The sequence below is a fragment of the Frankia sp. CcWB3 genome (assembly GCF_977927595.1).
This window is the reverse complement of sequence record NZ_CDWRCK010000030.1, coordinates 1,973-24,068: the sequence shown is the minus strand read 5'-3', so window position 1 is coordinate 24,068 and position 22,096 is coordinate 1,973. Positions and strand designations below refer to the sequence as shown.

Annotated in this window: 24 protein-coding genes and 1 pseudogene; 16 read left to right on the top strand and 9 right to left on the bottom strand. The window is 71.5% G+C overall.

The window, feature by feature from the left end:
• Window positions 1–303: 303 nt before the first annotated feature.
• From ACY5KJ_RS04435 to ACY5KJ_RS04420, 4 genes are all read left to right on the top strand, one after another.
• Window positions 304–927: a dTDP-4-dehydrorhamnose 3,5-epimerase family protein gene (locus ACY5KJ_RS04435; RefSeq protein WP_462186232.1), complete on the top strand. Its 624-nt coding sequence runs from the start codon at window positions 304–306 to the stop codon at window positions 925–927.
• Window positions 924–1,496 (top strand): N-acetyltransferase family protein, encoded by a 573-nt coding sequence (locus tag ACY5KJ_RS04430; RefSeq protein ID WP_462186227.1) that lies wholly within the window; start codon window positions 924–926, stop codon window positions 1,494–1,496. Before ACY5KJ_RS04435 ends, ACY5KJ_RS04430 begins: the two co-directional genes overlap by 4 nt.
• Window positions 1,497–1,790: 294 nt before the next feature.
• Window positions 1,791–2,327, top strand: coding sequence for an ATP-binding protein (locus ACY5KJ_RS04425; RefSeq protein WP_462186226.1), 537 nt, complete (start codon window positions 1,791–1,793; stop codon window positions 2,325–2,327).
• On the top strand, window positions 2,324–3,340 hold the full coding sequence (locus tag ACY5KJ_RS04420) for an RNA polymerase sigma factor SigF (RefSeq protein WP_462186225.1): 1,017 nt from the start codon (window positions 2,324–2,326) through the stop codon (window positions 3,338–3,340). The genes ACY5KJ_RS04425 and ACY5KJ_RS04420 overlap by 4 nt, the downstream gene beginning before the upstream one ends.
• A gap of 9 nt (window positions 3,341–3,349) precedes the next feature.
• Here ACY5KJ_RS04420 and ACY5KJ_RS04415 read toward each other — a convergent pair whose 3' ends face one another.
• Window positions 3,350–3,811, bottom strand: a complete 462-nt coding sequence (locus ACY5KJ_RS04415) for a hypothetical protein (RefSeq protein WP_462186224.1) — start codon at window positions 3,809–3,811, stop codon at window positions 3,350–3,352.
• A gap of 188 nt (window positions 3,812–3,999) precedes the next feature.
• On the opposite strand from ACY5KJ_RS04415, the gene ACY5KJ_RS04410 reads away from it, so the two are divergent.
• Window positions 4,000–4,977 (top strand): diacylglycerol/lipid kinase family protein, encoded by a 978-nt coding sequence (locus ACY5KJ_RS04410; protein ID WP_462186223.1) that lies wholly within the window; start codon window positions 4,000–4,002, stop codon window positions 4,975–4,977.
• A 27-nt stretch (window positions 4,978–5,004) separates the two neighbouring features.
• On the opposite strand, the gene ACY5KJ_RS04405 is transcribed toward ACY5KJ_RS04410, so the two are convergent.
• On the bottom strand, window positions 5,005–5,778 hold the full coding sequence (locus ACY5KJ_RS04405) for a glycerophosphodiester phosphodiesterase (protein ID WP_462186222.1): 774 nt from the start codon (window positions 5,776–5,778) through the stop codon (window positions 5,005–5,007).
• 558 nt (window positions 5,779–6,336) lie between these two features.
• On the opposite strand from ACY5KJ_RS04405, the gene ACY5KJ_RS04400 reads away from it, so the two are divergent.
• On the top strand, window positions 6,337–6,585 hold the full coding sequence (locus tag ACY5KJ_RS04400) for a WhiB family transcriptional regulator (protein WP_011438134.1): 249 nt from the start codon (window positions 6,337–6,339) through the stop codon (window positions 6,583–6,585).
• A gap of 414 nt (window positions 6,586–6,999) precedes the next feature.
• Here ACY5KJ_RS04400 and ACY5KJ_RS04395 read toward each other — a convergent pair whose 3' ends face one another.
• Entirely contained in the window at window positions 7,000–8,463 is a 1,464-nt protein-coding gene (locus ACY5KJ_RS04395; protein ID WP_462186231.1) for a sensor histidine kinase, read from the bottom strand.
• Window positions 8,464–8,563: 100 nt separating this feature from the next.
• On the opposite strand from ACY5KJ_RS04395, the gene ACY5KJ_RS04390 reads away from it, so the two are divergent.
• From ACY5KJ_RS04390 to bioB, 3 genes and pseudogenes are all read left to right on the top strand, one after another.
• Window positions 8,564–9,730, top strand: coding sequence for an 8-amino-7-oxononanoate synthase (locus tag ACY5KJ_RS04390; RefSeq protein WP_462186221.1), 1,167 nt, complete (start codon window positions 8,564–8,566; stop codon window positions 9,728–9,730).
• A gap of 13 nt (window positions 9,731–9,743) precedes the next feature.
• Window positions 9,744–10,460: a dethiobiotin synthase gene (gene bioD, locus ACY5KJ_RS04385; protein ID WP_462186230.1), complete on the top strand. Its 717-nt coding sequence runs from the start codon at window positions 9,744–9,746 to the stop codon at window positions 10,458–10,460.
• Window positions 10,461–10,677: 217 nt separating this feature from the next.
• A pseudogene (bioB, locus tag ACY5KJ_RS04380) lies at window positions 10,678–11,749 on the top strand (biotin synthase BioB).
• Window positions 11,750–12,063: 314 nt separating this feature from the next.
• Here the strand turns inward: bioB and bsaP are convergent.
• Window positions 12,064–12,249 carry a biotin synthase auxiliary protein BsaP gene (bsaP, locus tag ACY5KJ_RS04375; protein ID WP_076806814.1) on the bottom strand — a complete coding sequence of 62 codons (186 nt, stop codon included), beginning with the start codon at window positions 12,247–12,249 and terminating at the stop codon, window positions 12,064–12,066.
• Between the two features lie 170 nt (window positions 12,250–12,419).
• Window positions 12,420–12,650 carry a biotin/lipoyl-binding carrier protein gene (locus ACY5KJ_RS04370; protein ID WP_462186220.1) on the bottom strand — a complete coding sequence of 77 codons (231 nt, stop codon included), beginning with the start codon at window positions 12,648–12,650 and terminating at the stop codon, window positions 12,420–12,422.
• 157 nt (window positions 12,651–12,807) lie between these two features.
• Here ACY5KJ_RS04370 and ACY5KJ_RS04365 point away from each other — a divergent pair, with 157 nt between their 5' ends.
• A complete protein-coding gene (locus tag ACY5KJ_RS04365) occupies window positions 12,808–13,515 on the top strand; it encodes a DUF5317 domain-containing protein (RefSeq protein WP_462186219.1) in 708 nt (235 codons plus the stop codon).
• The gene (locus ACY5KJ_RS04360; RefSeq protein WP_369807823.1) at window positions 13,515–13,589 is read left to right on the top strand and encodes a 50S ribosomal protein bL37; all 75 of its coding nucleotides are present in this window, start codon (window positions 13,515–13,517) and stop codon (window positions 13,587–13,589) included. The genes ACY5KJ_RS04365 and ACY5KJ_RS04360 overlap by 1 nt, the downstream gene beginning before the upstream one ends.
• Before the next feature lie 66 nt (window positions 13,590–13,655).
• On the opposite strand, the gene rsrA is transcribed toward ACY5KJ_RS04360, so the two are convergent.
• The 3 genes from rsrA to ACY5KJ_RS04345 all read right to left on the bottom strand — a co-directional run bounded on the left by rsrA (window position 13,656) and on the right by ACY5KJ_RS04345 (window position 15,435).
• Window positions 13,656–13,940 (bottom strand): mycothiol system anti-sigma-R factor, encoded by a 285-nt coding sequence (gene rsrA / locus ACY5KJ_RS04355; protein ID WP_462186218.1) that lies wholly within the window; start codon window positions 13,938–13,940, stop codon window positions 13,656–13,658.
• Complete coding sequence (locus ACY5KJ_RS04350; protein WP_462186217.1) at window positions 13,937–14,743, bottom strand: sigma-70 family RNA polymerase sigma factor; 807 nt, start codon at window positions 14,741–14,743, stop codon at window positions 13,937–13,939. Before ACY5KJ_RS04350 ends, rsrA begins: the two co-directional genes overlap by 4 nt.
• A gap of 62 nt (window positions 14,744–14,805) precedes the next feature.
• A complete protein-coding gene (locus ACY5KJ_RS04345; RefSeq protein ID WP_462186216.1) occupies window positions 14,806–15,435 on the bottom strand; it encodes an alpha/beta hydrolase family protein in 630 nt (209 codons plus the stop codon).
• Between the two features lie 185 nt (window positions 15,436–15,620).
• Here ACY5KJ_RS04345 and ACY5KJ_RS04340 point away from each other — a divergent pair, with 185 nt between their 5' ends.
• Window positions 15,621–16,409, top strand: coding sequence for a methyltransferase domain-containing protein (locus ACY5KJ_RS04340; RefSeq protein ID WP_462186215.1), 789 nt, complete (start codon window positions 15,621–15,623; stop codon window positions 16,407–16,409).
• Here ACY5KJ_RS04340 and ACY5KJ_RS04335 read toward each other — a convergent pair.
• A complete protein-coding gene (locus tag ACY5KJ_RS04335; RefSeq protein ID WP_462202838.1) occupies window positions 16,406–17,704 on the bottom strand; it encodes an amidase in 1,299 nt (432 codons plus the stop codon). The two genes, ACY5KJ_RS04340 and ACY5KJ_RS04335, sit on opposite strands and share 4 nt — an antisense overlap.
• A gap of 121 nt (window positions 17,705–17,825) precedes the next feature.
• Here ACY5KJ_RS04335 and aroA point away from each other — a divergent pair, with 121 nt between their 5' ends.
• The 4 genes from aroA (at window position 17,826) to ACY5KJ_RS04315 (ending at window position 21,891) form a co-directional block, all read left to right on the top strand.
• Window positions 17,826–19,166: a 3-phosphoshikimate 1-carboxyvinyltransferase gene (gene aroA / locus ACY5KJ_RS04330; RefSeq protein ID WP_462186213.1), complete on the top strand. Its 1,341-nt coding sequence runs from the start codon at window positions 17,826–17,828 to the stop codon at window positions 19,164–19,166.
• Window positions 19,167–19,241: 75 nt separating this feature from the next.
• A complete protein-coding gene (gene rsgA / locus ACY5KJ_RS04325; protein ID WP_462186212.1) occupies window positions 19,242–20,228 on the top strand; it encodes a ribosome small subunit-dependent GTPase A in 987 nt (328 codons plus the stop codon).
• Window positions 20,229–20,329: 101 nt separating this feature from the next.
• On the top strand, window positions 20,330–21,175 hold the full coding sequence (gene hisN / locus ACY5KJ_RS04320) for a histidinol-phosphatase (protein WP_462186211.1): 846 nt from the start codon (window positions 20,330–20,332) through the stop codon (window positions 21,173–21,175).
• Window positions 21,172–21,891 carry a glycerophosphodiester phosphodiesterase gene (locus tag ACY5KJ_RS04315; RefSeq protein ID WP_462186210.1) on the top strand — a complete coding sequence of 240 codons (720 nt, stop codon included), beginning with the start codon at window positions 21,172–21,174 and terminating at the stop codon, window positions 21,889–21,891. The genes hisN and ACY5KJ_RS04315 overlap by 4 nt, the downstream gene beginning before the upstream one ends.
• Window positions 21,892–22,096 lie beyond the last annotated feature (205 nt).

Sequence of the window (22,096 nt, the reverse complement as noted above, 5' to 3'; positions counted from 1 at the left end):
GAGCCCCCATGACCCGCGTCCGGTTGTTACGACATCGCTATGGGGACGTAATGAAGTAACAAATACGCGATCGAGAGCATCATCGCAGGTCACAGGCCTGTGGAGGGTTCGAAACGCGCAAGTTATTTCATTTCGACTCCTATGTCCTCTTTCACCGACACCAAGGAGCGGGAGAAGCGGGTGGAATTTGTCACCTACTTCACCGCGGCCCCTCCGTCACGGCCGGAGTCCGGGGCCGGCTCGGGTCCGACGCGTGGTCCGGCGTTCTGGGAGGCGCGGGAGCGAACCGGTACCTTCGCACACGTGGAGATCAGCGAACTATCGGTTCCGGACGCCTGGGTGTTCACCCCACGTCAGCACTCCGACAGCCGCGGGACCTTCCTGGAGTGGTTCCGCTCGGATGCTCTCGCCGAGGCGGTGGGACATCCGCTCACCCTGTCGCAGGCCAACCACAGCGTGAGCCGGGCCGGCACGCTGCGCGGGGTGCACTACGCGCAGGTCCCCCCCAGTCAGGCGAAGTACGTGACGTGCGTGCACGGCCGGGTGCTGGACTGCGTCGTCGACATCAGGGTCGGCTCACCGACCTACGGGACGTTCGCGGCGGTCGTCCTCGACGACGTCGACCGGCGGGGCCTGTATGTCGCGGAGGGTCTCGGACACGCCTTCATGGCGCTCACCGACAACGCCGCGATCTCCTACCTGTGCTCGACCCCGTACACCCCCGGGCGCGAGTACGGGGTCCACCCACTCGACCCCGATCTCGCGCTGCCCTGGCCCGACGATCTCGTACCGTTGCTGTCCGACAAGGACACCGCGGCGCCGTCACTCAAGGAGGCGGAGGCGGCTGGCCTGCTGCCCGACTATCGCGCCTGCCGGGCCCTGTACGCCGAACTCCGCTCGGCGAGCGCCGCCGGGGACATCCGGTGATCCGGGTGGCCGGCCCCGGAGACGTCAAGGTCGTCCACCACCTGGTCACCGAACTCGCCGCGTACGAGAAGGAGCCGGCCGCCGTCGCCATGACGCCCGCCGATCTCGACACGGCCCTGTTCGGACCGGTGCCGGCCGCCCACTGCCTGGTGGCCACCGCAGACCACCCTACCGGCGACTCCACCCCACCACAGGTCGTCACCCCACCACAGGTCGTCGGCTTCGCGCTCTGGCACCCGACCTTCTCCACCTGGACCGGCCAGACCGGGATGTACCTCGTTGATCTGTTCGTCCGGCCGGGCCACCGCCGCCGTGGTCACGGGCAGGCCCTGCTCACCACTCTCGCGGCGATCTGCGCCGACCGCGGCTACCGGCGCATGGAATGGGCGGTACTGGACTGGAACGCCCCGGCGCAGGCGTTCTACCGCTCCCTCGGCGCGGGGCCGATCGAGGGCTGGACGACCTGGCGCCTGGGCGCCGGCGCCATCACCGCACTGGCCGGCGTCGGTGCCGGCAGCGATGCGGCCGGCAGCGCTGCGGCCGGCACCGCCAGAGCCGGCACTACCTGAGCCGCACCGCCAGAGCCGGCGACGGCCAGACAGGCCGGATGCAGCAGCTTACGATCACCCGACCTGCGGTACCCATCGGCGGCTGGGTACGGTGGAGTCGGTGGCCGCCGCCCGGCCGCCGACGGAGCGGAAACCATCCGCCCATGCGGGACGTCATGGTCGGGAGCGGAATACTCGACCCGTCGACGGGTGGGAGAGCAACCGCCGAGAATATCATCATCTGATCGATCTTGGTCGGCAGGACACCCGCGAGGCGCCGTCCTCGCACGACGCAGGCTCTTTGGGGGTAGGAACGTGGATCCGACGCCTTCGACCGGCGGCGCGGAGAGCTCCGACACCATCGACAGCCAAACCGCCCACTCAGGCGGCCTACGCGACGTGGTTGCGCTCACCCTGCCCGCCGCGAGCGCCTACCTCACCGTCCTGCGCACGGCGACGGCCTCGCTGGCGGCCCGCCTCGACTTCACTCTCGACGACATCGAGGATCTCCGGATCGCCGTGGACGAGGCGTGCGCCCTGCTGCTCGTCTCGGCCGTGCCGGGTTCCTCGCTGGACTGCACGTTCACCCTCTCGCCGGGGGTAATGCACGTCTTGGTGACGGTCGAGAGCCTGGACGGCGAGCAGCCCTCCGAGGACACCTTTGCCTGGACCGTGCTCAAGGCGCTGGCGAGCGACGTGCAGACCTCGACGGGCCCGGGGTCCCGGGTGAGCATTGCCCTGCAGAAGCGCAGGGGCGTGCGCGCCAGCCTCGGTGAGCCTCCGGCCGGCCACGTCCGGGGGTCGGGTGCGTCCAGAGAGACTCCATTGGGCGACACGGTAGGTACGTCGTGACGCCGACCGGGAGAACTCCGACCCCACCGCGCACGGTACCTGATCACGACGTATCCGGTCGCGACGCATCTGATCATGACCCGGTGTCCACCGTGGACCCGGTAGCGGCGTTGAGTCAACGGGGATCCGTGCTCGACGACCACCCGGGGATCGACAGCGATCTCGGCCCCGAGGTGACGACCCAGGCACTACCGAACCCGGCGGTGGACGGTACGGCGATCGACGGGGAGAGCGATCGGCCCGACCGCGCGCATTCGCCCGACCGGGCCTTGGCCCGCACGCTGTTCGTCCGCCTCGCCGAGCTACCCGAGGACGATCCCGAACGCTCCGCCGTCCGCGATCAGCTCGTCCGGATGCACCTGCCGCTGGTGGAGTACCTCGCCCGCCGTTTTCGCAACCGGGGCGAGCCGCTCGACGACCTCATCCAGGTGGCCACCATCGGATTGATCAAATCGGTGGACCGATTCGATCCGGAACGTGGGGTGGAGTTCTCGACCTACGCCACCCCGACCATTGTCGGTGAGATCAAGCGGCACTTCCGGGACAAAGGCTGGGCCATCCGGGTCCCCCGCCGCCTTCAGGAGCTCAAACTCTCCCTGACGAAGGCGACCTCCGAGCTCTCCCAGACACTGGGCCGCTCCCCCACGGTGAGTGAGATCGCCCGGCATCTGCAGATGAGCGAAGAGGACGTCCTCGAGGGGCTGGAGTCGGCGAACGCCTACTCGGCGGTCTCCCTCGACGCGCCGGACTCCGGCGACGACGAGGCACCCGCCGTCGCGGACACCCTCGGCGTCCAGGACGAGTCCCTGGAGGGCGTCGAGTACCGCGAGTCCCTCAAGCCGCTGTTGGAGAAGCTCCCACCGCGGGAGAAGCGCATCCTGCTGCTGCGGTTCTTCGGCAACATGACCCAGTCCCAGATCGCGACCGAACTCGGCATCTCCCAGATGCATGTGTCCCGGCTCCTGGCTCGGACCCTGGCCCAACTGCGGCGCGGCCTGCTCGAGGACGGCTGAGCGGACCCGTCACCCGGTCCCGCCGCCGCGCCGAGGCGGGACCGCCGGCCCGAGCCCACCGGCCAGCAGCAACGCGACGACGATGACAAGGGGCACGACGAGCAGCGGGATGCCGTAGCCGTAGCGGCCGGACTGCACCAGCCCCCACGCCACCGGCAGGCACAGGATCTGCACGACCAGGGTGGGCGAGCGGAAGGATGCGCCGTTGCGCAGCACGCCTCCCGCGAGGACCGCCACACCGAGCCCGCCGACGATGGCGAGCACCCCACCGCTCTCGGCACGACCCACGTCGTCGATGTCCGGCCCGAAGCCGCGCAGCACCTGCAGGATTCCGAGGGCCAGCAGGGTCAGCGCCTCGATGGCGAGCAGGACGGACGCCACCCGAGTGGGCACGGACGCCGCGCGAGCAGCCTGCCGCAGTGTGCCGAAGCGGCCGGCCGCCGGCTGATCGGGATGACTCGTGGATCCCATATCCCCGACACTACGTTTCCGGGGCCGTCGGCGTTCCCGGGGCCGTCGGCCAGTGCCCCCGGGGACCCTCCGGACGGTGTCCACCGCGCCATCACCCGTCGCACTTCGCGAGGTGTCCGCCGGATTCCAACGGTGTGAGAGTTTTCCCAGCCGGCGACCCGGATGACCAGGCGGACTACGGTGGAGGCATGCGAGGGCTGTTGGTCGTCAACCCCGTCGCCACTGCTACGACCGAACGTGTTCGTGACGTCCTCGCCAGCGCGCTCGCCGCGGACCTCGCCCTGGAGACTGTGGTCACCAAGGGGCGGGCGCACGGGGTGGAGCTGGGGGCCAGAGCGGTCGAACTCGGCGTCGACGTGGTGATTGCGCTCGGTGGGGACGGTACCGTCAACGAGATCATCAACGGACTGCTCCAGAACGGTCCGGTACCGGGCGGCCCAGCGTTCGCCGTGGTCCCGGGTGGCAGCACCAACGTCTTCGCCCGCGCGCTAGGCTACTCTGCGTCACCGGTGGAGGCGACCGGCGAGCTGCTGCGCGCGCTCCGCGAGGGCCGCACCCGGCGGATCAGCCTCGGCCAGGCTCAGTACGGCGACGAACGGCGCTGGTTCACGTTCTGTTTCGGCATCGGTCTGGATGCCCAGGTCGTCGCGCGGGTCGAGGAGAAGCGTGGCGAGGGCAGGCGCAACACCGCCGGCCTGTTCCTGCGGACCGCGGCGGGTCAGATCCTCCACGGCACCGACCGCCGCGGTTCGCCCATCACCCTGACGACCACCGACGCCGGCTCGGCCCTCGACCCCGGGAGCACCGGCCCAGCGGGCGGGCGGGCCGAGGAGCACATCGCCTTCTGCATCGTCTGCAACACCCGCCCGTGGACCTACCTCAACTCCCGTCCCGTCCTCGCCTGCCCGGACGCGTCCTTCGACACCGGTCTGGACCTCCTCGCGCTGCGGCGGGTGCGGTTGCCCAGCGTGCTGTGGGCCGCCGCACGGATACTCACCGACGGCGAGGGTCCGCGCGGTCGCAACGTGGTGCGCCGCCACGACACGTCGTCGATTCGCTTCTCCACGGACACACCCCTGCCGGTGCAGATGGACGGCGAGTATCTCGGGATGTTCTCCGAGGTGCTGCTGACCCACCATCCGCACGCGCTGCGCGTCGTCGCCTGACGGCTGCCCGCCCGGGAGAATGTCCGCTCAGGCGTCGAGCGCCGTGGTGGGGGTCCCGTCCGGCCGGGACAGTGCCTGGCGGATCTCCACGGGGTCGTCGCAGATCGCCCCGGTGACGCCCGCGTCGCGGATCCGCCGGGCGTCCTCGACGCTGGTCACCGTCCAGGTGATCAACCGGACGCCGGCCTCGCGCGCCCGTCCAGCCGCGTCGGAGGTGCCGAGCACCGCGCTGGTGTGCACATGCAGTTCGGTGTGGCCCGCCGACCGTGCGTAGGCGAGGCCGCCGCTCACCGACATCCGGGGCATGGTGAGGAACGCCGTCGTGACCGCGAGGCCGGCGTCACGCACCGCCTCGATGGCGAACCAGTCGAACGACGACACCGTGATGCCGCCGGCACCGGCGTCGAGGTCGGCGGCGTCCGGCCGGCGGCCGGCCCATCCCCGGGCCCGCAGCGTCTCGGCGAGCCGGCGCGCGGTCTGCTCCCGGGGTGCGTCGAAGTCCGGCTGCCCGGGCTGGTTCTTGATCTCACAGATGAGCCGACCGCGACGATCCCACACGTCAAGGATCTCATCGAGCAGGGGAATGCCCCGGGCCCGCAGCGCCGCCGTGGTCCGCCGGACCACCGCCCGGCCGGCGGGGCGGGACAGCCGCGCGTCGTGCACGCAGACCAGGTCGCCGTCCGCGCTGCGCCGCACGTCGACCTCGACACCGTCGGCGCCCACCCGCAACGCGGCATCCACCGCCTCGACCGTGTTCTCCGGGCCGGGAACCCTGCTGCCACGATGACCGAGAACCTCCATGCTCCAACCCTGCCAGCTCCGGCGGCGCGAGCGGGTCAGATCGGGCCGGGATGACGGCGCACACCGGCGCCGGAGCAGCCCTCAGACAGCCCTCGGGCAGCCCCCGGACAACACAGAACGGATCCATGACCGACTGGCCTGACATCGGCGGCTTGATCGCCGAGGATCCGGGCCGCCCACCGGCCGCACCGGTGACGATCGGTGCGACGGAGTGTGACATCCCCTGGCAATCGGGGCTCCCGTGACACTTCGGCCAGCTAAGGAGACGGTCGCCCCCCGTGGTCCGCCTGTGTCCCTGCCGGACAAGTGCAGGCCAGCCAGGCTGTGAAGAGGCTTGCAGGTTCTTGCGCCGTTGCCTGTTCGGGTGGGAGGGTGGCGAATGTCCGAGGTGGATGCACGTGCACCCGGGCTCACCGACACCCGGCAACCCGCTCTACGGCCCGCCGCCGAGGCCGAGCAGACATCCTGCTCAATTTATTTTTACCTCGGCACAACCGTAGCGGCTCACAAAGCGTCTCATGTGCAGTGTGGCCCGAGACGAGAGAGGGAGTTGTACGCATGGACTGGCGCCACAGAGCGCTCTGCCGTGACGAGGATCCCGAGCTCTTCTTCCCGATCGGTACAACCGGTCCGGCGGAACGCCAGGTCGAAGAGGCAAAGGCCGTTTGCGCGCGGTGCGCAGTCACGAGTGACTGCCTCAACTGGGCACTGGACACCGGGCAGGACTCCGGTGTCTGGGGCGGGATGAGCGAGGACGAACGCCGGGCGCTTAAGCGCCAGGTCCGACTCCGGGTTCGAACCGCCTGACCGCAAGACCGTCCCCGACGGCGGGCCGACAGCGCCCGAGGACCCGGCACCACGTCCCGGGTCCGAACAACAACACCCGCTCGCGGCAGGCCCTGCCCGCCGGAACCGGCACCGGCGGACCACAGTGGTCGCCGCATGAGGTCATGCCACAACCCGTACCGCAGCACGGGGGTAGCTGGCAGCAGCATCGGCCGTTCTGTCCGCGCGCCCGCCGCAGCAATGCGGCGCGACGCGGACGGGGCGGCCGTAATGTTTTCCGCCCCCGACCGCGCCTCCCGGCGATCGGGCCCGCTCAGGCGAGCCACCGCCCGGGACGCTCCCGACCCGGGCCCCCACGAGCACGCCACATCGGCACGACGGCCATGGACGAGGGACACATCTTGGGGGATACCCCCTCCCGGGCACCCTAAACACTCAACTTTCAGAAAGTGGGATCGACAGGAGCGCCTCCGTCCCGCACTCTGGACCGGCTTGGAGCCGGATGGTGCCGTGCATCTCGCCCAGCACCAGCTGGCGGACGATCTGCAACCCCAGCCTTGGCGAGTGCTCGAGCTGGAAGTCCTCGGGCAGCCCGGCACCGTCGTCGGCCACGACGACATCAAGCCGGTCTGCCAGGCGGCTGACCCGGATCTCGATGGAACCCGCCAAGCCGTCGAACGCATGTTCTACAGCATTCTGTAGAAGTTCGGAAAGCACAAGAGCCAACGGGGTGGCGAGTTCGCCGGGAAGCCGCCCGAACGACCCGGTCCGGCGGGTGTTCGCCCGAGCCCCGGTGGAGGCCAGATCCACCGTGACCGAGGTGATCTGGTCGGCGATCTCGTCGAACGGCACGCTCTCCCCCAGACTCTGGGACAGCGTCTCGTGCACGACCGCGATCGAGGTGACCCGGCGCACCGACTCCCGCAGCGCCGAGCGCGCCTCGTCGGCCTTCGTCCGCCGCATCTGCAACCGCAGCAGGGCGGCTACGGTCTGTAGATTGTTCTTGACTCTGTGATGAATCTCACGGATCGTCGCGTCCTTACTCAGCAGCAGCGCCTCGCGGCGACGCAGCTCGGAGACGTCCCGGACGAGTACCAGCACCTCCCGGGTCGCCCCGGGAAAGAGCGGGATCGCCCGCAAGAGCACCACCGTGCTCCCGACCGCGGCTTCCACCTCCACCGGCCGACGCCGGCCGAGCGCGTGCCAGACCGCCGGGGTCGCGGCGGACAGGTTCAGCGCCCGGTGCACGGAGCGGAGGTCCTCGCCCGTGACATTGCCGGTGTAGCCGAGCCGGCGGTACGCCGAGAGCGCGTTCGGGCTCGCGAAGATCACCTTTCCGGCGCCGTCGAGCCGCATCATGCCGTCGCCCACCCGGGGGGACTCGGGAAGCTCCGCCGAGCTGCCGCGGAACGGAAAGGCGCCCTCGGCGATCATCAGGGCCAGGTTGTTGGCACCCTGCAGATAAGCCGACTCCAGCGCGCTCGGCGTCCGGGTGGTCGCGAGGTTGGTGTCCCGGGCGAGGACGGCGATCACCTCGTCACCCCGCCGGACCGGGATCGCCTCGGTCCGCACCGGGACCCCGCCGTCCCACTCGGGCTCGCCCTCCCGCGCGATCCGGTGTTCCCGCCAGGCGTTCTGGACCACCCAGCGATTGATCACGACGCTGCCGACCTCGTCGTTGTGGTACGCGGTCGGACCGGTGGTGGGACGGACCTGGGCCACGACGAGGAATTCGGCTCCGCTGGCGTGGCCGCCCCGACTGGCCCCCGAGCCGGAGCGGACAGGCACGAGCAGCAACAGATCAGCGAAGGAGAGGTCGGCGAGCAGAGCCCAGTCCGCGACGAGCGCGTGCAGGTGGTCGATGTCGTCGTCGCTGAGATCCGTGCTCGCGCGCAGCATGTCGGCGAGGGTTCCCACGGCTCGCAGACTGCCAGACCGGCCGGGTTCGTGAGGTGGCGGGCACCCCATCACAGTGGTCGATACCCGTACGCTGGCCCTCGTGACCGTCGATGATGCCGCGGCGGCCGCGCCGCTCGCCTGGCTCGCGGGCCACGCCCGGGCCCGGGTCGCCGCCGGGCTGCGCCGCGAGCTACGCCCGCGGGGCGGCCCGGACAAGCCGGGCGCGGGCGTGCTCGTCGATCTCGCGGGCAACGACTACCTCGGGCTCGGTCGTCATCCGGCGGTCGTCGACGGCGGGATCCGCGCCCTGCGCGCCTGGGGTGCCGGGGCCAGCGGGAGCCGGCTCGTGACCGGGACGACCGCGTTGCACGGGGAGCTGGAGAACGCGCTCGCCGCGCACGCCGGATTCGCCTCGGCCCTGGTCTTCTCCTCCGGCTACACGGCGAACCTCGCGGTGGTCACCGCCCTGGCCGGCCCCGGCGACCTGGTCGTCTCGGACGCGCTGAACCACGCCTCGATCGTGGACGCCTGCCGGCTGTCCCGGGCGGACGTCGTCGTGACGCCGCATGCCGATGTGGCCGCGGTCGCGGCGGCCCTCGCTGGACGCCCCTGGCGGCGGGCACTCGTCGTGACCGAGTCAGTGTTCTCCGCGGACGGCGATCTCGCCCCGCTGACCGAACTGCACGCGGCCGCCCGGGTCCACGGAGCGGTCCTGGTCGTCGACGAGGCCCATGCGCTCGGGGTGGTCGGGCCCGCCGGTCGTGGGGCACTCGCCGCCACAGGCCTCGCCGGGAAGCCGGATGTGGTGGCGACGGCCACCCTGTCCAAGGCGCTGGGCGGCCAGGGCGGTGCGGTGCTGGGCGGGGTGGCCGTGCGCGATCACCTCATCGACACCGCCCGCAGCTTCATCTTCGACACCGGCCTCGCCCCGGCGAACGTAGGCGCCGCGCTGGCCGCCCTGGAGTTTCTGGGGGCCCACCCGGAGCTGCCCAGCACCGTCCGGCGCCGGGCCCGTCAGCTCGCCGACCTGACCGGCGCGCCGGATCCCGCCGGGGCCGTCGTCTCGGTGATCATTGGGGATCCCGAACCCGCGACCGCGGCCGCGGCGACCTGCCGCGGGCACGGGGTGGCCGTCGGCTGCTTCCGGCCACCGACGGTGCCGGTCGGGACCAGCCGGCTGCGCCTCGCCGCCCGGGCCGATCTCACCGATGCCGACCTCGCGATCGTCACCGACGCGCTGGCCGCCGCCGGGGTCCTGGCCCGATGACGGTCCTAGCCCGATGACGGTCCTGGTGGTGACCGGGACCGGCACCGGGGTCGGCAAGACGGTGGTGACGGCCGCGATCGGCGCGCTCGCGCACGACCGACGCCGCGCGGTCGCGGTGGTGAAACCGGCCCAGACCGGTGTTGGCCCCGGCGAGCTGGGTGACGTCGACCTCGTCCGCGATCTGACCGGGATTACCGACGTCCACGAGCTGGCCCGCTACCCCGACCCGCTCGCTCCGGCCACCGCCGCCCGCAGGTCCGGGCACCGGGCCGTCGACCTCGACGAGCTCGCCGCCCGGATCGGCATACTCGCCGACAGCCGCGATCTCGTCCTCGTCGAGGGCGCCGGCGGCCTGCTGGTCCGCTACGACGCGGGCGGCGCCACCCTCGCCGACCTGGCCCGGGTGCTGCGGGCGCCAGTGCTCGTCGTGACCGCCGCGGGCCTAGGCGCTCTGAACGACACGGCGCTGACCCTGGAGGCGCTGGCGCACCGCGGCCTGGACCTCGTCGGTGTGGTGGTCGGGTCCTGGCTGGCCGAACCGGACCTGGCCTGCCGGTGCAACCTCACCGACCTGGAAAGCCTGGCCGCCCGGCCGCTGGCCGGCGTCCTCCCGGCGGGAGCCGGCCTGCTGGCCCAGCCCGAGTTCCTGGCCGTGGCGCGTGCCTCGCTGCAACCGGCACTGGGCGGCACGTTCCGTGCCCAGGAGTTCAGGGCTCGCTACGAGACATAACCACCATGCTCGATGGTGTTCGGGGCTCGATGGTGTTCGGGGCTCGATGGTGTTCGGGAATCCGGCCCCACATCCGCGCGCCGGTTCGACAATGGGTGCGCATGCACCTGGGTGCATGTGCATCAGTCCCGACCACGATGCCCACCGCCACCACGCATCCACCGCACCCGCCGACCCTCGTCTGGAGACCCCTGTGACTGCATCCGTGACCACGTCCGTGACCGGATCCGTGACCGCGCACCCCACCGCACCTGCACCTGCACCGGCGTCGCCGCGGCCGCCGGCGGACCAGGACGGTGCCGGCATCCTCACCGTGGCACGGCGCGAGGTCCTCGAGGGCGGACAAGGGCTGGACGAGGCCGGCGTGCTCGCCGTGCTCCGGCTCCCGGACGAGACGCTGACCGATCTGCTCGCCCTGGCCCACGAGGTGCGGATGCGCTGGTGTGGTCCGGAGGTCGAGGTGGAGGGGATCGTCAGCCTCAAGACCGGCGGATGCCCGGAAGACTGTCACTTCTGCTCGCAGTCCGGCAAGTTCGACTCGCCGGTACGGTCCGCCTGGCTAGACGTGCCCTCGCTCGTTGACGCCGCCCGGCAGACCGCGGCGACAGGCGCCACCGAGTTCTGCATCGTCGCGGCCGTGCGGGGCCCGGACGCCCGGCTCATGGCGCAGGTGCGGGAGGGGGGTCGCCGCCATCCGTGCGGCGGTCGACATCAACGTCGCCTGCTCGCTGGGCATGCTGACCTCCGCGCAGGTCGACGAACTCGCGGCGATGGGTGTGCACCGTTACAACCACAACCTGGAGACGGCCCGCTCGCACTTCCCGAACGTGGTCACCACCCACAACTGGGAGGAGCGGTGGGAGATCTGTGAGATGGTGCGGGCCGCGGGGATGGAGCTGTGCTGCGGCGCCATTCTGGGCGTCGGCGAGAGCCTCGAGCAGCGTGCCGAGCTCGCCGCCCAGCTTGCGGCCCTGGAGCCCGACGAGGTTCCGCTGAACTTCCTCAACCCGCGGCCGGGGACGCCCTTCGGGGATCTTCCGCTGGTCGAGCCGCGTGACGCGCTGCGCGCGATCGCGGCGTTCCGCCTCGCCATGCCGCGCACGATCCTGCGCTACTCCGGCGGACGCGAGATCACCCTGGGTGATCTCGACGTGCAGGGGATGCTCGGTGGTATCAACGCCATGATCGTCGGGAACTATCTGACGACGCTGGGCCGCTCCGCGGAGGCCGACCTGAAGATGCTGGCCGAGCTGAGCATGCCGATCAAGTCCCTGCAGGCCACCCTCTAAGCCCCCCATCCGTTCCACTTCAGCGCTGGTTCGTGCCCGGCTGGTTCGCGCCCGGTGCTGATGCTCCCGTTCGCGCAGGAGGTGGACCTGCTTCACACGTGGATGCGTCTCTACCCACCCTGGTCGCCGACGATAACCGGCGGCTCTGGCCCCGGCAGGACTGGTCCCGACATGAACCCGACGCCGCAGCCCGAGTCCGGTGGTCGGGCGCGCAGCGGTCTTCGTACGCCTCGGCCCGGCTGGCCGGACCCGCCGGCACTCGGCCGGGGCCAGGATCGCGGTCGGCGTGACGACGGTGGACGTAACCGACGAGCTCAGACCGAGAGCAGCCCATGCTCCGCGCACCGGGCCGACCAACCCACCGGGGTGACCTGGACGACCATCCGCCGCCGGCAGGCTCGACAGTAGCGGGGTGGCTCCAGCTCGCGGGCCCGCCGGCACGCCTCGTGGCTGCCCACGCTGGCCAGCTGACCGCAACGGTCACAAAACGCGGCGTCCATAATGGGCAGCTTAGGAGTCGAAATGAAATAACTTGCGCGTTTCGAACCCTCCACAGGCCTGTGACCTGCGATGATGCTCTCGATCACGTATTTGTTACTTCATTACGTCCCCTTAGGACATCGCCTGAGGCATCGGATCCCTCAGCCGCTATCCCGCCGGACAAGGACGATCAGGCGGTGGGGAGCGGCTCGACCACGGCGATCAGGTCACCGTCCTGGACGACGTCGCCCTCCTGCACCGCGATCCGGGCGACCGTCCCGCCGTCCTCGCTGATCACGGGGATCTCCATCTTCATGGAGTCGAGGATCACCAGGGCGTCACCAGCGCTCACCGGGTCTCCCACACCGACGACGACCTTCCAGACGTTGGCCACCATCTCAGCGCGGACTTCCTCGGCCATCAGGCTCCCTTCAGCGGCGGTGAATCTGGCAAGAGCGTAGTGTGCCGAGGCTGTCCGACCAACGTCCCTGGGCCCCGGATGTATCCGGGCCGGCACGCTGAGACGACGCGACCGCCCGGTGCTGGGACTGTCGCTCATAACGCCGCACACTACGCATGTGCTCGTACTTCTGGTGCTGACCCTGCTATGCGGTCTGGGCGTCGGCCTCGCCCACGGCGGAACTCTCGGCGCCCTCGCCCGCATCCATGTCTCCCGACCATGGCTGCTCGCCGCGGCGGTCCTGGTGCTCGCGATCGGCCGACTCGTGCCCGCCCTGCACGGCCCGGCGTGGATCGCGGCCGCCGTGGTCACAGCCCTGTTCGCCAGCGCGAACAACCGCCTGCCCGGACTCGGTCTCCTGGTCACCGGTCTCATCTCCAACGCCGCCGTCATCACCGCGAACGGCGGCCAGATGCCGGTGTCGCGGTGGGGGGCCGACCGCGCCGGTGTACCGATCTCCGACATCCTGGCCTCGGCATTTCACACGCCGGCCGGGGACGGTACGACCCTGCGCCTGCTCAGTGACATCATCCCGCTGCCCCTGCCCTGGACGCCCGCGGTCGTCAGCGTCGGCGACGTGGCGATCGCCGCGGCGCTGGGACTGTTCGGAGCGATAGCCCCCGTGCGGGCGTGGCGCACGTTGCAGGCCCGCCGCCATGCCAGGGCGGTGCAGTCCCCGGCCCGCGGGAACCTCGGCGATGGCTCACCGGACGGGTTCGGCGACGCCGACGAGGACGAGGGCCTCGACGGACCCGCCGGTCACCTCCCGTCGGCGCGGACTGGCACGATGACTGCACGTCGAAGCGGAACAGAGGAAGATTCCTGATGGCGAAGAAGAAGCGCAAGCGGCGCGCACGGGCGAAGAACAAGGCCAACCACGGCAAGCGCCCGAACACCTGAGCCACCCGGCGGGCCGTGGCTGCCACGGCCCGCCCCCAGGCAGCCCGATGCTCCACCCGGCCCCAGCTACTCCGGCCGGTACTCGGCGGCGTCGATCTCCACCCGGACGGCCCGCAGCCGGGCGAGCAGGCTCGCCCGCAGCGACTCGGGCGCCCGCTCCCCGCCGCACTTGCGGGCGACGAGCATCTTCACCTCGTGCTCCACCCCGAACTCGCGCAGGCAGGGAGAGCATTCGTCAAGGTGGGCCCGAATCAGATTCTGCTGCCCGCCCTCACACTCACCGTCGAGATACAGAAAGACCGCGTCGAGTACTTTCCGGCAATCGATCTCGTGTGGACCGCCGCAGCTCACGACGCACCGCCCTCGCCGTCGGCGGAACCGGCCGCCACGAGCCCACGGTCCAAGGCATACTTCTCCAAGGACTTCCGCAGACCCCGGCGACCGCGGTGCAACCGGGACATCACGGTCCCGATCGGCGTACCCATGATCTCCGCGATCTCCTTGTAGGCGAAGCCCTCGACGTCGGCGAGGTACACCGCCATGCGGAAGTCCTCGGGCAGTGCCTGCAGGGCGTCCTTGATATCGCTGTCCGGCAGGTGTTCCAACGCCTCGGTCTCCGCGCTCTTGAGCCCACTGGACGTATGCGACCCCGCCTCGGCGAGCTGCCAGTCCTCCACCTGCTCGGTGGGGCTCTGCAGCGGCTGGCGCTGCCGCTTGCGGTACGTGTTGATGAACGTGTTCGTCAGAATCCGGTAGAGCCAGGCCTTAAGATTCGTGCCCGCCTGAAACTGGTGGAAGGCCGCGAACGCCTTGACGAAGGTCTCCTGCACGAGATCCTCCGCGTCGGCGGGATTACGGGTCATGCGCAGGGCTGCCGCATACAACTGGTCGAGGTAGGGAAGGGCGTCCTGCTCGAAACGGGCGCCTCGCTCCTCGGTGGTCTCGTCGACCAGGATCACTTCCTCACCGTCATGCTCCCCGGCGGCCCGCCCCGCGTCCACCACACCTGACCGGGCGACATGCGACCGTCCTTCCAGAGCGGACGATACCCCGGCCAAAGCCGGGGCGCGCATCGGCGCGACGCTCGGCAAAGGCCAGGCGGCGGCGGTCCGCGACTGCGCGGACCGCCGGCCGGTGCTGCTCCCAGGAGTCATGAAGCCTCCACGACGTCGTCGGGCTGCCGGTTAACTGTCGGCTGACTGCCCGCACAACCGGGTCAGCCCGCGGATGATTCCCGCAGCCGGCCCCGCAGCCAGAATGCGCCGGCCCGGGCCGCTTCGGCCACGGCCTCGCCGGGCGGACGCGCATCCTGTCGGCGGGTCCGGAAGGAGTGGTCGGCTCCCGCGACGAGATGGACCTCGCGGCCGAGCTCCGGATCGGGCACCGGTCGCCCGAAGGAGTCCCGCTCGCCCTGGACGACGAGCACCGGGACGCCCGCGCCGTCAAGTTCGTCCTGCCTCGACGGCCTGGTTCTGCCTGCCGGCGTGGTTCCCGGTGGCTGGATCGGGAAGCCGAGGGCGAGCACGCCGCACGCCTCGAGCCCGGCCGCGACCCGCACGGCTACCCACGATCCCATCGAGGCGCCGGCGAAGGCCAACAGGCGCGGTGGGCCCAGCGCCCCGACCGCGGCGATCGCGACCGCGTCGAGCCGGGCCGGCCGGTCCGGCGCCCGCCGTCCGGCGACGCGGTACGGCATCTCCAGCCGCGCCACCTGCACCCCGACAGAGGTGAGATATGCCGCAAGTTGTACGAAAAGCGGCGTGTCCGTGCCAGTCCCGGCTCCGTGCAGGAAGAGCACCGTCGACTCCGTCGTGCCGGGAACCACCAGCAGCCGCCCGCCGTCCACAGCTGTGGGCGGTCCATCACCCGGGACCTGCCCGGGGCCGGCGGCGGTGGACGGCGAATCCGGCGCGCATCTATCCGCGCGAACGGGGAAGGACACGACGTGGTCGAGCCTGGAATCTGTCAGACTTCCGCCTTGAGTGTGTGACTTACCTCGCATCATCGCCCCTCGAAGGGTAGGAACGTTTCATGCCGCCTGGCCCCGACGCCGATCCGGGTCCGTCTCGCGGACGAGCGAACACCCTGGTCTGCGAGGCTCCAGCCAACAGTGACGACCCATACTGGGCGTTCTACGAAGAGGTCGCGGCGGTCCAGCTCCGCGAATGGCTGCCGTCCCGGCCCACGCGGGTGCTCGACGTCTCCGGCCCGCGGGCCCGCTTCGCCCGCCAGATGGTGAGCACCGGCCATCAGGTCGTCCGGGTGGTCACCAGCGCCCTGCCGCCCGATCCGGGGAGCGGTCCCGGGACGCTTCTGCCGGTGGTGGGAGACGCCCGCTCGCTGGACTGGTTCGCTCCCGGTTCCTTCGACGCCGTCCTCGCCGAGGCTCGGGCGCTGTCGTTCTGCCTCGCCACCGAGACCATCCTGGAGGAGATCCACCGGATGCTGCGGCCGGGCGGCCAGCTGCTGCTCTGCGTCGACTCCCTGCTGCTCGGGCTCGCCCGGCTCGCCGAACAGCACCGCTGGGCGGAGCTGTCCGACGTCCCGCGGGCGGACGTGGTGCTCGTGCCGGCGGAAGACGGAACGATCACCCGGTGTTTCTGGCCTGAGGAACTTCGGGCGCTGCTGACCAGCGCAGGGCTCGACGTGGACTGGATCCGCCCGCGCACCGTGCTCTCCGCAGAGGCGGTCAAGCGTACGGTCGCCGAGGACGTCTCGTGCTTCCCCACCCTGGTACGCACGGAGGTGGAACTCTCCGCCGAGCGTGAGGGTGAGTCCATCGGCATCCATCTCATCGCCTCGGCCCGCCGGTCCGCCTAAAATCCGGCGCGACGGTCGGTCCATGCGGGCCAGGGGGCGAGGCGTTCGAGGGCGGCCGCGATTCCCAGGAGCCGGGCCTCGTCCCCGTGCCGGCCGACGATCTGGAGGCCAACCGGGCAGCCGTCGTCGGTGAATCCGGCGGGGACGCTCACCGCGGGGTGGCCGCTGAGGTTGAACGCCCAGGTGAGGCTCACACTCCGGGTCTGGCCTGGGCCGCTGTGCGGATGCGGCCGGTTCGGCGTAGTGGGCGTGATGATCAGATCGACCCGGGCCAGGATGGCCGCGAGCCGGGCGTCGTTGTCCTCCCGCGACGCCGCGCTGCTCCGGTCACGGCGGCCGCGGTCCACCGGGGCAGTGGCCGTCGTGACCGCGGTGGCCGTGGCCGCGGTGGTCGCGGTGGTCGCGGTGGTCGTGGTCGCGGTGGTCGCCCGCAGCGCCGTCCACGCCTCCTCCGGATCCTCCAGCTCGACGGGGACCACACGCCAGGTCAGCGCACCGGCGCGGACGAGACGCTCGGCGGCGGCGCGGCTGACCGCCACCACCTCCGGCTCGGGGGTGGCGAATCCGAGCGTCGCTGACCAGGCGGCACCCGGCACGCGATCCGCGCCGCGCGGGCCGGCCGCGGGGCGCGACCCGGGGTCGCCGAGGACCACCTCCAGCCAGGCCTGGGCGTCCGCGACCGTCCGGGTGATCGGACCGGGCACGGTGAACCCGGCCGGGTTCCGGGTAGGCAGCCGTCCGTTCGTGGGTTTGAGGCCGACCACTCCACACCAGGCCGCCGGGAGGCGGGTGGAGCCGGCGCCGTCGCTGGCCGTGGCGAGCGGGACGATCCCCGCCGCCACCGCCGCGGCCGAGCCGGCCGACGATCCGCCCGGGACGCGGTCGACCCGCCACGGGTTGACGGTCGGGCCACGGCTGGTGTGGCCCCAGGTCTGCCAGACGTGCGCGGCCCGCACCGGTACCGCGGTCATTCCGATCGCGACCGCTCCCGCCGCGATCAGCTTCTGGGTCACGGGGGCGTCGACGCCCTCCCCTGCCTTGACGGCGACGGGCACGCCGGCGAGGGGCAGGTCCGCACCGCGAGCCAGGGCGCGTTGCACCGCGCTGGCCGTGCGCCCGGCTTCCTCCGGCCAGAGCTCGGTGAAGGCCCGCAGGACGCCGTCCACCGCGCGCAGGCGGGCGAACGCGGCATCGACGGCCTCCTGCGCGGCGATCTCACCGCGACGGACCAGGTCGGCCACCACCACCGCGCCGCACGACGGATAGGCACGCTCAAAGGATCTTCTCGTCGCCACCCGGCCTCCCGCCGCGCCCGCCCGACCCGACCGGCACCCGACCCGACCGGCGGGAATCGGGTGCCGGCCGGCGCATGTCGCGAGGACGCGGTTGACCCGGGCCGTCGTCCGGCATGCTGTCATGGTGAGCATCCTGACGGGTACCGAAGCCACCGGAACGCAGTCCGATCCGTGGCCGGCTCCACTCGCACGGCAACCGGTCGAGGCCGTCGTCGCGGTGCCCGGCTCGAAGTCCGGCACGAACCGGGCACTCGTGCTCGCCGCGCTGGCGAATGGAACCTCCCGGCTGCGGGGTGCGCTGCGCTCCCGCGACACCCTGCTGATGGCCGGGGTGCTGAGGACGTTGGGTACCGAGGTATCCACCGAGGGGCCCGACTGGGTCGTCCACGGCCACCCGATGCCGAGCGCCGCACCCGCCGCGCGCGCGGAGTGCGGAAACGCGGGCACCGTGGCGCGCTTCACCCCGGCGCTGGCCACGCTGACCCGCGGCGATGTCGTCTTTGACGGAGACGCGCGGATGCGCGAGCGCCCACTCACCCCGCTGCTCGGCGCGCTGCGCGAGCTCGGCGCCGAGATCGACGGCGACCGAATGCCCTTTACCGTGCACGGCCGAGGGCGGCTGCGCGGCGGCGAGGTGATCGTGGATGCCTCCCACTCCAGCCAGCTTGTCTCGGGGCTGCTCCTCGCCTCCCCGCGCTACGACACCGGGGTGACGGTCGTCCACCGCGGGTCCCGGCTGCCATCGGCTCCCTACCTGGACATGACCGTCGCGGATCTACGGGCCGCCGGCGCCACGGTCGAGGTCGACGCCGTGCGCTCCCCCGCAGCCGGCCCGGTGGCGGGCACCCGGCGCTGGCGCGTCGAACCGGGCAGGCCGACCGCCGCGGACCGGACCATCGAACCGGACATGAACAGCGCGGCGGCCTTCCTCGCGGCGGCGGTCGCCACCGGCGGGCGGGTGGTGATCCCGGACTGGCCGGAGTCGACCGAGCAGCCCGGCCGGCTGCTGCCCGATCTGCTGGTGGCGATGGGAGGCACGGCCCGGCGCACGCCGGCGGGCCTGGAGATCACCGGTGGCGGCGCCGTCCACGGGATCGACGTCGATCTGTCCGACTTCGGGGAGGCCGCTCCGACACTGACCGCGCTCGCCGTGCTCGCCGACTCGCCGTCACGGCTACGGGGCATCGCGCACCTGCGGCTGCAGGAGACCGACCGGCTGGCCGCCCTGGCCCTCGAACTCGGTCGCCTGGGCGCACGGGTCACCGTCACCGACCACGGGCTGGCGATCAGTCCGGCGCCCCTGCACGGCGCCCGGCTCGACCCGCACGCCGATCACCGGCTGGCGATGGCCTACGCGGTGGTCGGCCTCGTGGTGCCCGGGATCGTCATCGACGACATCGCGACGACCGGCAAGACGGTGCCGGACTTCCCCCGGATGTGGACGGCGATGCTGGCCCGATGAGCGGCGCGACGCGACGCCCCCCGGGCCGGGCCGGCGGCCCCCCGGGTCCGACCGACGGCGCCGGCGGCTAGTCCGATGGCCCGCGAGCTGGACGAGGACGACGTCTGGGTCCGGCCGGGCCGGGGATCGCGCCCCCGGACCCGGGACCGGCCCGACCATGCCGAGGCGGTTGTGGCGGTAGTGGTGGGCGTCGACCGCGGCCGGTACACCTGCCGACTCGACGCGATGGCCGACCGCCTGGTCGCGGCCGTGCGCGGTGGGTCGATGCGCCGGACCTCCGTGATAGTCGGTGACCGGGTGGCCCTCGTGGGGGATGTCTCCGGGGCGGCGGGCCTCCTGGCGCGCATCGTCCGCCGCGAGGAACGCACGAGCGTCCTGCGGCGCACCCCCGACGACAGCGATCCGGTGGAACGCCCGATCGTCGCGAACGCCGATGTCCTGGTCATCGTCTGCGCGGTCACCGATCCGCCGCCGCGGCCCGGCCTGATCGACCGGTGCCTGGTCGCCGCCTACGACGGCAGGCTCTCCCCGGTCCTGTGCCTGACCAAGACGGATCTCGCGGATCCGGCACCGCTGGTCGAGCTGTACCGCCCGCTCGGGCTCCCCGTCGTGACCACGCGCCCCGGTGGGGACCTGCACGCGCTGCTGGAGCTGCTGACCAATCGGGTCAGTGTGCTGTTCGGGCACAGCGGGGTCGGCAAGTCCACCCTGGTGAACCGGCTAGTGCCGGCGGCGGACCGGGCGATCGGCGAGGTCAACGCCGTGACCGGCCGCGGCCGGCACACCTCGTCGGCCGCTGTCGCACTGCTGCTGCCCCAAGGGGGCACTGTTGTGGACACCCCGGGTGTCCGGTCGTTCGGGCTCGGCGCGGTGTCCCCGGAGCGGGTGCTGCGGGCCTTCGAGGACCTCGCCGCGGCCGCCGCGCACTGTCAGCCCGGATGCGAGCACCTGGCGCCGTCCCCCGACTGCGCCCTGGACTCGGCGGTGCGGGACGGCCATGCCGACGCTGCCCGGCTGGCGAGCCTGCGCCGGCTGCTCGGCGCCCGCGGAGCATCGCCTTGATCGCAATAGATCGGGAGATTAGTCACACTCACCCCGCCACCCGGTGCCCGCCGCCCGGGACCACCGACGCGCGGTGGGGCTCGGCTCGTAGTCTCGCAGGCGTGACCCCGCCTAACCCCACCTCCGTGAGCATCGAACCGACCGCGGATTCCGACACCGTCGCCATCGCCGACGATCTGGCCCTCGCGCTCAGCCTCGCGGACGCCGCCGACCGGATCACTCTTTCCCGATTCCAGGCAGTAGACCTGCATGTCGAGTCGAAGCCGGACAACACCCCGGTCTCCGACGCCGACACCGCCGTCGAGTCCATGATCCGCGAACGGCTCGCTGTGGCCCGGCCGGGCGACGCCGTGCTCGGCGAGGAGGAGGGTCTCGTCGGATCGGGCGCCCGCCGGCGCTGGATCCTGGACCCCGTCGACGGCACCAAGAACTTCGTGCGCGGCGTGCCCGTCTGGGGCACCCTGCTCGGGCTCGAGGTGGACGACGAGATGGTCGTCGGGGTCGCGAGCGCCCCGGCGATGAGCCGACGGTGGTGGGGAGCCCGGGGCACCGGTGCCTTCACTCGCGACGCCACCGGCGACACCCGTGCCCTGAAGGTCTCCTCGGTCACCAGCCTGGGTGACGCCTTCCTGTCCTTCGCCTCCGTCGAGGGCTGGCAGACCGCCGACCGGCTGGAGGAGTTCCTCCACCTCGCCGGCCAGGTCTGGCGGACCCGCGCCTACGGCGACTTCTGGTCACACATGATGGTGGCCGAGGGCGCCGTGGACCTCGCCTGCGAACCCGAGGTGTCGCTCTGGGACATGGCCGCGCTCCAGGTCATCGTCGAGGAGGCCGGCGGCCGGTTCACCGACCTGGGCGGACGCCGGGGACCGGGACACGGCACGGTGCTCACCACCAACGGGCATCTCCACGACGTCGCGCTGCAGTCGTTCAACGGCTCTTCATGATCGGTTTTGCGCATCGTGGTTCTCCCGCCCCCGGCCAGCGGGAGAACTCCCTGCCCGCGTTCCGTCGTGCCCTGGCCGGCGGGGCGAGTGGGCTGGAGTCGGACGTCTGGCTCACCGCCGACGGCGTTCCGGTCCTGCATCATGACGGTGTGTTCGGCCCGCCCGGGCGGCGTCGGCGGATTCCCGACCTGACCGCCGACCGCCTGCCGGGGTGGCTGCCGACCCTCGCGGAGTTCTACGCGGAGCTGGGTACGTCCTTCGAGTTCAGTCTTGACCTGAAGGGCCCGCCAGGCAGTTGGGCGGACGCGGCTGCGGCCGTCGCCGCCGTCGCCCGCGAGGCCGGTGGCGGCGAGGCGGCGAGGCGGCTGTGGCTGTGCGGCGGGCTCACGGACCTCGCGAAATACCGACCGCTGGATGACGATGTCCGGCTGGTGAACTCGACGTCGATCCGCGATATCGTCGCCGGTGGCGGAATGACCGCGTACGGCGATGAACTCCGGGCCGTCGAAGTCACCGCCCTCAACCTGCGCGCGCGTGAATGGACCCCACCCCGGGCCGGCATCGTCGGTGTTCTCCACAACCTGGGTATCGCCGTGTTCGGGTGGGATGCGCAACGAACAACCACACTGACCCGGCTAGCCGGATACGGGCTCGATGCGGTCTACAGCGACCATCTACGCCGGCTGGTACGCGTGACGGGTGCCAGCCGGGCATAGCCAGCAGGGGTGCCCGGCGACGCGACTGTCGTAGGTGCGCCGAGGTCAGACGAATTGGGTAGCCAACCAGGCGAAGTCGTTGATTCAGTTGTGCGCAGAGTGACGCGACTCCGGCACACCGTCATATCACTGCTGGTTAGGATAGCGTCGCGCAGGCTATAGGAGTCGAAATGAAATAACTTGCGCGTTTCGAACCCTCCACAGG